Raw genomic sequence first — 11,988 nt, forward strand, 5'->3', positions numbered from 1 at the left:
GTCACAGCCTCGGGTCGTCGAGATGCGCGACGAGCGGCTGCAGCACTGTCGCGGCGTGGTCGTAGAACGCGTCGTCGAGCGGGTCCGGCAGCCCGCGGAACGCGAGCCGGATCGCCGCGTCGCGGCATTCGCCAAACTCGGGCCGGCCGCCACCGCGCCATTTCTGCTCCGCCTTGTAGCGGCTGCAGTCGTTGACGACCCACGCCCACGCCGATTTCGGAAAGAACGGCAGCGGCCGCATCAGGCCTTCGCGGTACAGCGCGACGAGCGCGGCGAGCTGTCCGCGTGCGTCGTCGCAGTGCCGCAGGCGATAGACGCCGTCGCGCGAATGCCATTCGGTGCACAGCTCCGCAGCCTCGGGCGCGGCCGCGCACAGCGCGAGATGCGCGATCCAGCCGGCGACATAGTCGTTCGCGCGCGCCTCGTCGTAGCGGTGGCGCACGAGCCCGGCCGGGCGCACATCGCCGAACGCGGCGTCGAGCGTCCAGCGTTCGCCGCGGATGTCGAAGTCGAAGTGGGCCTGCAGCGGCGGCAGCGGGTCGGGCGCGAGCGCCGCGCGCAGGCCGTCAGTATAGGCCCGGAGGACGTCGAGTTCGCGCTCGAGCAGGCGCTCGCCGAGCGGCCCGGCGGGGAATTCGCCACCGGCAGGCGCGAGCTCGCGCACGGCTGCGGGGGCGCGTCCGGCGAGCAGCGCCGGCAGCAGCCGTTCGGCGAGCGCCTGGCGCTCGCGCCACACCGGCAGGAACGCTTCGTCGTCGATGAGCTCCTCGTCGCCTTCGGGCACCGTCACGCCGAGCCGTTCGCGCAGCAGGAAGCGGGCCGGATTGCGGAAGAAACGAATCAGCCGGTCGAGCCCGACCGTTCGCCATTCGTCGGCCGGCAGCGGCAGCGGTGCGGCGAAAAACGGCGCTTCGCCGGACAGCCCCGATTCGCAGCCGTCGTCCTCGTCGCGCTCGTCGTCACGAGAGACGGCGCGCGCAGCGGGCAGCCCGCGCGCCGCTGCCTGCAGGCGCGCGCGCAGCGCATCGCAGTATTCGGCGTTGAAGCTCGCGAGCCGCGGGTCGCGCTGCGAGTCGGCGAGAAAATAGTTGCGCGAGAACGCCTGCAGCGGATGGACGACCGTCAGCCGGCGACGCGCCGCAGCGAGCGACGCCGCGTCGAGCGGATCGGCGGCGCACGCGCGCGCGGCGTAGTCGAGCAGCTCGTCCACCAGCACCGAAGGCGGCTTTTCGCTGTTGTCGCGCACGCTGCGGCCCGAGTACGACAGATGCACGCAGTCGCGCGCGGCAAGCAGCAGGTCGAGGAACAGGTTGCGCTCGTCGTCGCGGCGCTGGCGGTCGCCGCGCGCGCCGTGCTTCGCCATCAAGTCGAACTCGACGGCCCGCTCGGCGCCGGGGAACGCGCCGTCGTCGAGGCCGATCGCGCACACGACGCGGTACGGCAGGCTGCGCAGGCTCGTCATCGCCGAGAACGTCACCGCGCCGCAGGGCACGCCGCCGCGCGCCGGATCGTCGAGCAGCGCGGCGAGCGCGTCATGCACGAGCGCGAGCGGCACCGGGCTGCGCAGCCCCCCCGCCGTCATGTTCGCGTGCAGTTCGGCGCTCGCCGCGAGCACCGCGCGCCGGTCGTCGGCCCACTCGACATCGGGCGGGACCAGGCGGTCGAGCAGTTCGACGAGCAGCTTGCGCCAGCCGTCGGCGTCGAGAGGGCGGCGCGTGGCCGCTTCGAGCCACTGCAGCGTCTCGGCGTAGCGCCACAAGCGCCCCAATGCGAGCGCGTCGCCGCCTTCGGGATTGCCGGCGCCAAGGCGCCCGCCGAACAGCACGGGGCCACTGCCATCGCCGTCCTCGCCGGGGCATGCGCTTCCATCGCCGAGCGCATACGCGAGAAACAGCCGGTGCAGGCCTTCGACGAGGCTGTGACGGTCGACGCTTGGCAGGTCGAGCCGGCGGCGATGTGCGCCGTCGAGCCCCCAGCGCACGCCGGCTGCACGCAGCCATTCATGCACCTGCTCGAGATCCGCGCCGTCGAGGCCGAAACGGCGCGCGACCGGCGGCTGCTGCAGCAGGTCGAACACGCGGCTCGCCGGGAAACGGCTCGCCGCGAGCGCGAGCGCCGCGTCGAGCACGCGCGCGACCGGGTTGACGCGCGTCTGGCCGAGGCCGGTGATCGTCCAGGGAATGCGGCGCAACGTCGGCGCGGTGCCGAATACCGCTTCGATCAGCGGTGCCGCAGCGTCGAGATCGGGCGTGACGACGAGGATGTCGTCGGGCCGCGGCGCGTCCGGCGCGGCAAACAGCGCGAGCAGCCGGTCGTGCAGCACTTCGAGTTCGCGCGTAATTGAATGGCACACGTGCACTTCGACGCTGCGGTCGTCGTCGGCGAGCGCGATGCTGCCCGGCGCAGGGTCGACGAGGTCGAGCACCGCGTCGTGCAGTTGCGCCAGCAGGCTCGCGCCGCCGGTCGGGACGAACAGGCTGTCCTCGATCTCCGGCGCGCCTTCGCCTTCGAACAGCAGGTCGATGTGCGCCTGCGTCTGCCGCCCCCACGCGGCGAGCAGCCGGTTGCCGGATTCGAAATAGAGATCCTGCTGCTGGCCGGCGAGCCAGGCGAGGCGTCGCGGCTCGACGATCTCGAACCAGTATTCGCGGCACGGATTGAGCACGTACAGGCGCACGTCGACCCGTTGCGACAGTTCACGCAGCACGTCGCGGTACAGCGGCGGCATCGCCGGCAGGCAGAACACGTGCACCGACTCCGGCAGGAAGCCGGGCAACGCATCGCCGGCTGCGGCGATGACACGGAAAAAAGTTTCCGCCGGGTGCTCGCTGCGCGTCCCCAGTTCCGCCGTCAGCCGGCGCCACAGCCCGGCTTGCCAAGCTTCATCGGCGCGCGCGTCGTCCGGCAGGCCGGCGACTGTCCTCCCCGCGGACCATTCGGCGAGCCAGCGCGGGCGGTACGTGAGGTAGTGATCGAAGGCGCGCGCGACGCGTTCGGCGAGTTCGAAGCGCATCGTCGTGTCGGCTGTCCCGAGGTAACGCGAGAGCCGCGGGTGCGCGCCGGTCCAGGCAGCATCCTGGAACTGCTCGAAAATCCGCCACACGAGCAGCGCCGGCGCGAACGGGGACTGTTCGCCGACCGGGACGACCTTGTCGATCTGGCTCCACAGCCATTGCGCGAGGTACGAAAAGCGCAGGTTCGCCGCGACGCCTTCGCGTCGCGCCACCGCGAGCTCGACACTGCGGCGCAGCGCCGCACTCGGCACGACGATCTCGCGCCCGCCGAACGGACCCGGCTGCTCGACCGCGAGGCGCGCGAGCAGCGTTTCGAGGAGCACTTCGTAGCGGTTCGAGAAGGCGAGCGAGAGCATCGGCACGGGGCATGGCGGATCAGGGCGTCATGTTACCCGCTCCGCGCAGCTGCGGCGTCGCGCCGGCCTGCGGAGCGCGTACGGCGCAAGCAGGCAACCCGAGCTTCGGTCGCCGGGTTGCGTGACCTCCGCCCGGTCGGAAGCCCGGCTCAATCCGCCGGCAGGCCTGTCTGGCGCAGCTGCGCGCGCAAGCGTTCGACTTCATCGACGAGATCGGCGACGATCGCGGCGAGTTCGGGGTCGGCGTCGAAAGCACGTTCCAAGTCGCGCACGCGCCGCGCACGACGCAGGTCGCGACTCGTGAAGCGCGGCGCCGGCGTGACGACGACGCAGGTCAGCACGCCTGCCGCGACGCGCTCGAGCACCCACTGCGTGTCGACGCCGCACGCGTGCGCGAGCTCGTCGAGCGTCAGCGCCGCTTCGTCGAGCAGCAGGCCGGTGAAGACGTCCTGTCGGCTCATCGCTCAGCCTCCCAGACCCTGGCGCGGGTTGAACGCGAGCTCCTGCGCCATCGTTTCGTACAGTCGCCGCGCCGCGTCGGTGTCGGCGGGCGGCAGCACGACTTCGAGCACGAGGTAGAGGTCGCCCGGCTCCGCGGCCGGGATGCCGCGCCCTTTCAGCCGCAGCTTGCGTCCGGTCTGCGAGCCGGGCGGCACCCTGACCGACACCGTGCCTGCCGGCGTCGGCACGTCGATCGACGCGCCGAGCGCCGCTTCCCATGGCGCGACGGGCACTGTCTCGTGGACGTCGCGGCCGTCGACGCGATAGCGCCGATGCGGCCGGAAATGCACTTCGAGGTACAGGTCACCGGCCGTGCCGCCTCCCGTGCCCGGCATGCCCTGGCCGGCGAGCCGGATATGCTGGCCGTCGCGCACGCCTTTCGGAATCCGGACTTTCAGCACGCGCTCGTGCATCGACACGTGGCCCTGCGGGTCGAGCTGCGGCGCGCGCAGCGTGACCTCGCGCGTCGCGCCGTGGAACGCGTCATCCAGATCGATGACGATCTTCGCGTGGTGGTCCTCGCCGCGCGCACGAAAATGCGCCCCCCGCTGCCCATGCCCCATGCCGCCGAACAGGTCCGAGAAGAAATCGCTGAAGTCTCCCCCGTCGCCGCCGGGCCCACGGCGCGTGAATTCGAAACCGGCATCCCAGTTCGGCGGCGGACGGAAATCCTGTCCGGCATGAAAGCCGCGCCCGAGCTGGTCGTATGCCGCACGCCGCTCGGGGTCCGAGAGCACCGCATTGGCCTCGTTGATCTCCTTCATGCGCTGCTCGGCGTCGGCCACCTTGCTGACGTCCGGGTGATATTTGCGCGCGAGCTTGCGATACGCGCGGCGGATCTCGTCGGCCGACGCGCCGCGCTCGACGCCGAGCACCTGGTAGTAGTCCCTGAATTCCATCCGTCCGCGCCTCCCGATCGTGCCGCCGTGCCGGGTCCGGCACTGGTTCCGATTTCAAGATAGAGGCGGCGGCCCCGCTTGAAAAGGGGGCTTGAAGTCCGCCGCTCGCGACATCATATTGAATTTGCAGGGCGCCGCTGCGAATGCAGGCGCCGTGCCGGACGACGAAGTCCGTGCATGTTGAACCTGGATCGACAAGGAGGTTGTCATGTATGAATCCCTTCTGAGCTTTCCCGGCAGCCTGTTCGCCGATTTCGAGCGGCTGCAGCGCGAGCTGCAGCAGTCGCTCGGAGCGGTCGGCCAGCCGAGCAGCATCCGCGCCGTCGCGAGCGGCACGTTTCCCTCGATCAACGTCGGCAGCACACCCGGCTCGGTCGAAATCTACGCGTTCGCGCCCGGCATCGACCCATCGAAGCTCGACGTGCAGATCGACCGCGGCGTGCTGACGCTGTCGGGCGAACGCGAAAGCGCGCTGCCGACAGGCGAGGAGCGGCTCGCCCTCTATGCGTCCGAGCGCTTCGCCGGGCGTTTCCGGCGCACGGTGAGTCTGCCGGAGGACGTCGACCCCGAGCGCGTGACCGCGAACTACCGCGACGGCGTGCTGCATATCTCCGTCTCGCGGCACGAATCGGCGCAGCCGAAACGGATCGAGATCAAGTGAGTCACTGACCACGGAGGACATTGCGATGAACGACAAGCAGGAAGTCACAAAAGTCGAACCCAAGAACGATACCCCGGCGCTGCTGCCGCGGGTCGACGTGTTCGAGGACGGCACCGGCATCACGTTGCTCGCCGACCTGCCCGGTGTGCCGAAGGACAAGCTCGCGTTGCGCGTCGAAGGCGACACGCTGCAGGTGGAAGGCGAGATCACGCCCGAGACGCCGGGGAACATGGAGGCCATCTACGCCGAGCTGCGCTTGCCGCGCTATCTGCGCGCCTTCACGTTGAGCTCCGAACTCGACACCGAGAAGATCGAGGCGCAGTTCAAGGACGGCGTGCTCAGGCTGCGCATTCCGAAACATGCGCACGCGCAGCCGCGCAAAATCGAAGTGAAAGTCGCCTGACGGTCGTGAGACGGCGTTCGCGAAGAACCGGAGGTACGCAATGAACAGGATGACTGAGCTGAAACACGGTCTCGAAGAGGCCTGGCATTCGGTCGCCGAGGGGTGGCGGCAGCTGCGTGACCGGGCCACCGGCGCGCTGACCCACTTCAGCCCGGGGAAGTCGCCGTCGGTCCGCGATACGGGCACGTCCGAAGGGGGACAGTTTCCGGCAGCGACATGGGCGTTGCTCGCCGGCGACGTCCTGGAGGACGACGACAAGGTCGTCGTGCGCCTCGAAGCCCCGGGGCTCGAGAAAGAGGACTTCGACCTCGAAGTCCGCAGCGACGTGCTGATCGTGCGCGGCGAAAAGCGCTACGACCGCGAAACGACGCAAGGGCGTTATCGCGTGCGGCAATGCGCGTACGGCAGCTTCCATCGCGCGATCCCGCTGCCGGTGCCGGTCGAAGCGGACAAGGCGGCAGCGAGCTACCGCAACGGCGTGCTGCGGATCGAGCTGCCCAAATCCGAACACGCGCGGGCGCGGCGCATCGAGATCCGCAGCGCGTGACAGCGCGGCGGGACGGCGGGCAGTGCCCTGCGGGGTAACATGCCCGCTGCCTCGACACGCGACGGACGGACCGGATGGCGCGTATTTACCCGGAAGGCTGGCGACAAATGCCGGCGAACGGCAGGCTCGCGCGCGAGCTCGACACGCTCGCGACGCTCGCCGCCGGCCTGCCCGACGACCACGCTGTCTATCACGGCGTGCACTGGACTCGCGTCGAGCGCGAACACGCGCTGTTCGGCGAAATCGACTTCGTCGTCGTCGGGCCGACCGGCCGGCTGTTGCTGATCGAGCAGAAATCGGGTTTCCTCGACGAGACGCCGCAAGGGCTCGTCAGGACCTACGCGAAGGAAAAGAGCCACGTCGGCGTGGCGATGGCCCGCAGCGCCGGGCGACTGCGCGAGCGTCTCGCCGCTTTCCTCGACGGCCACCAGGCGGACGTCGACACGCTGCTGTACTGCCCCGACTATACTGTCCGCCAACCCGGCAGCGCCGGCATCGATCCGGCACGGATCGTCGACGCCGGGCGCCGCGAACATCTCGCCGCGATCGTGCAGAGCCTGTTGCGCGAAGGGCCGCGCGACTGCGTCGTGCTCGACAACATCCACCGCTTTCTCGCGGACCAGCTCGAACTCGTGCCGGACGTCAACGCGTTCATCGGCCAGGCCGAAGCGCTGTATACGCGGCTTGCCGGTGGCCTCGCCGAATGGGCGCGACGCATCGACATGGAACCGTTCCGGCTGCGCGTGACCGGCACTGCCGGCAGCGGCAAGACGCAGCTCGCGATGGCGGTGTTCCGCGACGCGCTCGAAGCCGGGCGCCGGCCGCTGTACGTCTGCTACAACCGCCCGCTCGCCGACCACATCGCGCTGATCGCACCATCCGGCGGCGTCGTTGCCACTTACCATCAACTGTGCGACCGCGTGCTGCGCGCGCATGGGAACGTGCCGGACTTCTCGCCCCCGGACGCGTTCGAGCGCCTCGAACAGGCGTTCCGCGAACTCGAGCCCGGCGAGGAGTGGCAGTTCGACGAGCTGATCGTCGACGAAGGCCAGGACTTCCGCGACGCGTGGCGCGATGCGCTGCTGCGCCTGCTGCGCCCCGGCGGGCGCGCGTGGTGGCTCGAGGATCCGCTGCAGAACCTCTACGGCCGGCCACAGGTCGCGCTGCCCGGCTGGGTGCGCATCACGAGCGAGCGCAATTACCGCAGCCCGTCGGACATCATCGACACGCTGAACCGCGCGCTGCCGCTGCCGCGCGCGCTCGAAGCCGCCAGCCCCCTCGGCGGCTCCGGGGTCGAGATCCTGACGTGGAAAGACGAGACCGCGCTCGTCGAGCAGACCAAGCGCGCGATGACGCGCGCGCTCGGCCTCGGCTTTCGCCGCAACATGATCGCGACAATCACGTTCCGTGGCCGCGAGCACTCGCTGTTCACGCCGTACGAGCGGCTCGGCGCGCACCGCCTGAAAGCCTTCACCGGCAGCTACGACCTGCTCGGCAACCCGGTCTACTCGGACGGCGACTTCCTGATCGACTCGGTGTACCGCTTCAAGGGCCAGTCCGCGCCATGTGTGATCTTCACCGAGATCGACTTCGACACGCTCGACGAGCTGACAGTGCGCAAGCTTTTCGTCGGCGCGACGCGCGCGAGCATGAAGCTGATCCTGGTCGCGTCGGACCGGGCGGCGCGGCTGCTCGCGCGGCAGCCGGAGTGACGCTGGCCCGGATATTTCACCAAAGCCCGATTCCACAGGAATCGGGGTAACGGGTTGAGCTTCCTTCGGCGGCGACTTTTCCCATAGGCGTGCTGTGGTCACGGTGCGACGGTCCCCCGACGACCGCCGCGAAACTGCGATTGCCCATGGCGGCGATAAGGCAGCCGGAAAGCGTGGTTGGCGACCTGTGTGAGGGACTCGACGTCACTCGGCAGACGTTGTGCCGGCACGTGTCACCAAGGGCGAGTTGCATCCAGCCGGTCTGAAGTTGCTTTCACGGGCTGATCTTGACTTGGAGGCGAATGGCTCACTACAGCCTGGAACAGTCACTCATTGTTTGGATGTGGCTGCCGCCCGATAGGCAACTTCCCTGAGAAAGGCGCCCGAGCCAACGCGCGCAACCGGCCGTATGCGGCGCTCGCGTACTCCACCTGGGATATCGCAAAGTCAACGGCAACGGCAACGGCAACGGCAACGGCAACGGCAACGGCAACGGCAACGGCAACGACAGAGTCATCCTGAAAGAGCGCGCCCGAAGTCGGTCGGGCGTATGATTCGCTCCCGAAGTGCGGTATCCGCCGCACTGCATCATGACCTCGAGATATCTTGAGTTGAGAATTCGAGAGATCCAGCATCCGGCTCGCGTCGTCCCACTGGCATTCCTGATCACCATCCTGATCGGGACTGGGTTGCTCATGTTGCCGATCTCCCGTCCCGATGCGGTAAGCGCTCCATGGATCGTGGCCCTGTTCACGTCCGTCTCGGCCGTGTGCGTCACAGGTTTGATCACCGTGGACACCGGCACCTACTGGTCGCCGTTTGGGCAGTGGGTGATCATGGCGCTGTTCCAGGTAGGCGGGTTCGGCATGATGACAGCTGCCACGCTGCTCGGGCTGATGGTGAACCGCTCCTTCCGGCTGCGTACGCGGCTCACCGCTCAGGCCGAAACGCACACGCTGGGCATCGGGGAGGTCTCCAGCGTGGCCAGGCTGGTGCTGTTCGTGACACTGATCGTTGAGGGGATCGCAGCGCTGGCGCTGATCGTGCGGCTGCGTACGGGTTATGAACTGCCTTGGGCCGAGGCGGCCTGGAGCGGTCTCTTTCACGCCGTTTCCGCCTTCAACAACGCTGGTTTCTCCATCCATGCGGACAGCTTGATGCGCTACGCGTCCGATGGCTTCCTGCTGACGCCAATCATGCTGGCGATTTTGATCGGTGGACTGGGCTTCCCGGTCCTGCATGATTTGCGCAGAAAACTTCGGAGTCCGCACCACTGGTCGGTACACACCAAGCTGACGCTGGTCGGCACCGGCGTGCTGCTGGCAGGTGGCACGATCATTCTGCTCGCCTTCGAGTGGTCGAACCCGCGCACGCTCGGTCCGATGGCGGTGGCCGACAAGGTGCTGTCGGCGATCTTCGCGTCCGTGTCTGCACGCACGGCCGGGTTCAATTCAGTCGACATCGGCGCTCTGACGCATGAAAGCCTTGGCCTGCACTACTTACTGATGTTCATCGGTGGCGGTAGCGCAGGCACGGCGGGTGGCGTCAAGGTGGGAACCGCGATGATTCTGGTGATGCTGGTCATTGCCGAGATCAGAGGCCGGATGGATACCGAGGCGTTTGGCCGGCGTATCAGCCATTCGGCCCAGCGCCAGGCCATCACCGTGCTTGTCCTCGGCAGCGCCGTAGTCGTTCTGGGTACGGTGTTCATCCTGCACACTACTCGAATCGCCACGGATAGAGTCATCTTCGAGGTGGTCTCAGCCTTTGGAACCGTCGGTTTGTCCACTGGCATCACGGCCGAGCTGCCCGCCTCCGCACAACTCATTCTGGCCCTACTCATGTATATCGGCCGGGTTGGCACCATCACCCTCGCGGCGTCGCTTGCGCTGGGAGAGCACCGCATGCCGTTCCGCTATCCAGAGGAGCATCCCGTTGTTGGCTAGGCTATTTACAGAGCAGTTCGCCTTTTCGAAGGGCGACAGTGTGGTCGTGATCGGCCTGGGCCGCTTCGGCGGGGCCGTCGCCAACTCCCTGATGCAACTGGGTCACGACGTGATGGGGATCGACCGCGATGCGGAGCCGGTTCACGAGTGGGCCGATCTGCTCACCCATGCGGTGCAGGCCGATTCGACCAACGCGATGACTATGCGCCAACTCGGCGTGGCCGATTTCGCGCACGCCATCGTGGGTATCGGCGGCGACCTCGCAGCCAGTCTGATGACGGTAATGGCGCTGACCGAACTGGAGATTCCCGACATCTGGGTCAAAGCCATGACGCCCCAGCACGGCAAGATCGCCGAGCGTATCGGCGCGCACCACATCGTCTATCCGGAAGCCGACATGGGCGAGCGCGTCGCCCATCTGATCAGCGGGCGGATGATGGACTATATTGAGTTCGAAGATGGCTTCGCAATCGCGAAGATCCACGCGCCCGCCGCCACCCACGACCTCACGCTCGCCGCGTCGGCCGTGCGCGAGAAGTTCGGTGTCACGGTCGTCGGCATCAAGCGTGCCCATGAAGATTTCCAGCACGGAAAGCCGAACAGTATCGTGCGCCCGGGTGATCTGTTGATCGTTTCCGGCCCCACCAAGAAGGTCGAGGCTTTTGCCGCCAGCGGCCGCCGCCGTTAGCGAGCCCGGTCACCTGCTGATGAGAACGGAGCTGTGCTCCGACCGGCGGGTTCCTGCTTCTACTTCTGAAAGGGCTTTCGGTACATGCTCAACTGGATCCTGAGTCAATTCAAGCGGCAGCGGACTGAAGATCTCGAGCGGGCGCGAGAAATGGTCAGGGCTGCCAAAAGTGGCAGGCAACGTATCGACCCCGTCAAGGCACGCGAGCTGGCCCGCGCACTCGGGATCGAAGTCGATGCCCATCAGAGCATTGATCAGGTAATTGACAAAATCCGACGCTATCTCACACGCATTGGCGAGAGGTGAAACTGACCGCCTGGAAGCACTGAACGAGAGTCAGGCAAGGTGAGCGCGGCCTCTGCTGGTGAGCCCTTTCGAATGACCGTAGTGCCTCGACAACAGGCATCAATCCGAGCGCGAACGAACGGCAGCAACGGGGCGGAAACGGCCATCGACTGTTCGGTATCGCCGCGTCTCGCCACCCAATCCAAATACTCACGTCGATTGCGGTGCGGTGCGCTTCAGGCTTTCGGGCAGTCGCCTTCTGGAAACGAAGCGGAACCCGGGCTTGCAAAAATGGGCAATCGGGCAGATCGCAGACGCACCGCGCCGTGCTCGCGAGATTGACAGGCAGGCTGCGCCTCGGGCATGGCCGAAAGCGACGCCCCGCTTCAACCTTTCTTCGCGAACTTCCCCACCAGCTGCTGCAGCTTCTCGGCCTTGCGGCGTTCGGCTTCCTCGGCGGCGCGCTTGGCCTTTTCGGCTTCGAGGGCATCCTTCTTGCGCTTCGCGGCTTCGGCGAAGCGCTCCTTCAGCGTCTGCTTCGCGTGGGCGCGCTGCTCTTCGGTGACTTCGCCTTCGGGCTTGCCGTCGAGGTCGAAGCGCGCCGTCGCCTTTTCCATGACTTTCAGGTAGCGCGTCGAGGCGGTGTGCAGGCGCATCGCGCTGCGGATCACCTTGCGGTCGAGCTCAGGGAAGCGGGCGGCGATCGCCTTGTCGATGCGCAGCGCGAGCGGCCTGACGTCGCGGAAAGTCGGCGAGGCTTCCTGCAGCTTCAGCAGCAGGCCGCGTGCGTCGAGGTGCGGGCGCTTCGCTGCGGGCTGCGCTTTGGCGGTCGCTTCAGCTGCGGTCGCTTCGGCGGTCTGCGCTTCGGCGGTCTGCGCTTCGGCTTCGGGGGTCTGCGCTTCGGCTTCGGGGGCTTGCTCGTCGAGCTGCGCTTCGGAACGGGTTTCGGTAGTCATTGCGGGGACGGAAATGCTTC

At 67.6% G+C, this 11,988-nt stretch carries 11 protein-coding genes; 7 read left to right on the top strand and 4 right to left on the bottom strand.

Translation table 11 applies throughout. The features are described 5' to 3' along the window. Position 1: 1 nt before the first annotated feature. The 3 genes from recC to EBN1_RS07690 form a co-directional block, all read right to left on the bottom strand. A complete protein-coding gene (gene recC, locus EBN1_RS07680; protein WP_011237370.1) occupies positions 2-3,370 on the bottom strand; it encodes an exodeoxyribonuclease V subunit gamma in 3,369 nt (1,122 codons plus the stop codon). Positions 3,371-3,519: 149 nt separating this feature from the next. Then, positions 3,520-3,831, bottom strand: coding sequence for a chaperone modulator CbpM (locus EBN1_RS07685; protein ID WP_011237371.1), 312 nt, complete (start codon positions 3,829-3,831; stop codon positions 3,520-3,522). A 3-nt stretch (positions 3,832-3,834) separates the two neighbouring features. Continuing rightward, positions 3,835-4,770 (bottom strand): DnaJ C-terminal domain-containing protein, encoded by a 936-nt coding sequence (locus tag EBN1_RS07690; protein ID WP_011237372.1) that lies wholly within the window; start codon positions 4,768-4,770, stop codon positions 3,835-3,837. Between the two features lie 208 nt (positions 4,771-4,978). Here EBN1_RS07690 and EBN1_RS07695 point away from each other — a divergent pair, with 208 nt between their 5' ends. The 7 genes from EBN1_RS07695 to EBN1_RS07725 all read left to right on the top strand — a co-directional run bounded on the left by EBN1_RS07695 (position 4,979) and on the right by EBN1_RS07725 (position 11,033). Beyond that, positions 4,979-5,431: an Hsp20/alpha crystallin family protein gene (locus EBN1_RS07695; protein ID WP_011237374.1), complete on the top strand. Its 453-nt coding sequence runs from the start codon at positions 4,979-4,981 to the stop codon at positions 5,429-5,431. A 25-nt stretch (positions 5,432-5,456) separates the two neighbouring features. Then, positions 5,457-5,834 (top strand): Hsp20/alpha crystallin family protein, encoded by a 378-nt coding sequence (locus EBN1_RS07700; protein WP_011237375.1) that lies wholly within the window; start codon positions 5,457-5,459, stop codon positions 5,832-5,834. 40 nt (positions 5,835-5,874) lie between these two features. Beyond that, positions 5,875-6,381, top strand: a complete 507-nt coding sequence (locus tag EBN1_RS07705; RefSeq protein ID WP_011237376.1) for an Hsp20/alpha crystallin family protein — start codon at positions 5,875-5,877, stop codon at positions 6,379-6,381. A 74-nt stretch (positions 6,382-6,455) separates the two neighbouring features. Then, a complete protein-coding gene (locus EBN1_RS07710) occupies positions 6,456-8,093 on the top strand; it encodes an ATP-binding domain-containing protein (protein ID WP_041645998.1) in 1,638 nt (545 codons plus the stop codon). Positions 8,094-8,683: 590 nt separating this feature from the next. Then, positions 8,684-10,039, top strand: a complete 1,356-nt coding sequence (locus EBN1_RS07715) for a TrkH family potassium uptake protein (protein ID WP_049780223.1) — start codon at positions 8,684-8,686, stop codon at positions 10,037-10,039. Next, complete coding sequence (locus EBN1_RS07720) at positions 10,029-10,727, top strand: potassium channel family protein (RefSeq protein WP_241762825.1); 699 nt, start codon at positions 10,029-10,031, stop codon at positions 10,725-10,727. Before EBN1_RS07715 ends, EBN1_RS07720 begins: the two co-directional genes overlap by 11 nt. Before the next feature lie 84 nt (positions 10,728-10,811). Then, a complete protein-coding gene (locus tag EBN1_RS07725; RefSeq protein WP_041646000.1) occupies positions 10,812-11,033 on the top strand; it encodes a hypothetical protein in 222 nt (73 codons plus the stop codon). Positions 11,034-11,398: 365 nt separating this feature from the next. On the opposite strand, the gene EBN1_RS07730 is transcribed toward EBN1_RS07725, so the two are convergent. Then, on the bottom strand, positions 11,399-11,968 hold the full coding sequence (locus tag EBN1_RS07730; protein WP_157866596.1) for a ProQ/FINO family protein: 570 nt from the start codon (positions 11,966-11,968) through the stop codon (positions 11,399-11,401). Positions 11,969-11,988: the final 20 nt, after the last annotated feature.

The sequence above is a fragment of the Aromatoleum aromaticum EbN1 genome (assembly GCF_000025965.1).
Taxonomy (GTDB): Bacteria; Pseudomonadota; Gammaproteobacteria; order Burkholderiales; family Rhodocyclaceae; genus Aromatoleum; species Aromatoleum aromaticum.

Bases quoted from the DNA above. Each gene is read 5' to 3' on its own strand.
- EBN1_RS07685 (WP_011237371.1), bottom strand. From the start codon at position 3,831: ATGAGCCGACAGGACGTCTTCACCGGCCTGCTGCTCGACGAAGCGGCG.
- EBN1_RS07695 (WP_011237374.1), top strand. From the start codon at position 4,979: ATGTATGAATCCCTTCTGAGCTTTCCCGGCAGCCTGTTCGCCGATTTC.
- EBN1_RS07705 (WP_011237376.1), top strand. From the start codon at position 5,875: ATGAACAGGATGACTGAGCTGAAACACGGTCTCGAAGAGGCCTGGCAT.
- EBN1_RS07725 (WP_041646000.1), top strand. From the start codon at position 10,812: ATGCTCAACTGGATCCTGAGTCAATTCAAGCGGCAGCGGACTGAAGAT.
- EBN1_RS07715 (WP_049780223.1), top strand. From the start codon at position 8,684: ATGACCTCGAGATATCTTGAGTTGAGAATTCGAGAGATCCAGCATCCG.
- EBN1_RS07730 (WP_157866596.1), bottom strand. From the start codon at position 11,968: ATGACTACCGAAACCCGTTCCGAAGCGCAGCTCGACGAGCAAGCCCCC.
- EBN1_RS07700 (WP_011237375.1), top strand. From the start codon at position 5,457: ATGAACGACAAGCAGGAAGTCACAAAAGTCGAACCCAAGAACGATACC.
- EBN1_RS07690 (WP_011237372.1), bottom strand. From the start codon at position 4,770: ATGGAATTCAGGGACTACTACCAGGTGCTCGGCGTCGAGCGCGGCGCG.
- EBN1_RS07710 (WP_041645998.1), top strand. From the start codon at position 6,456: ATGGCGCGTATTTACCCGGAAGGCTGGCGACAAATGCCGGCGAACGGC.
- recC (WP_011237370.1), bottom strand. From the start codon at position 3,370: ATGCTCTCGCTCGCCTTCTCGAACCGCTACGAAGTGCTCCTCGAAACG.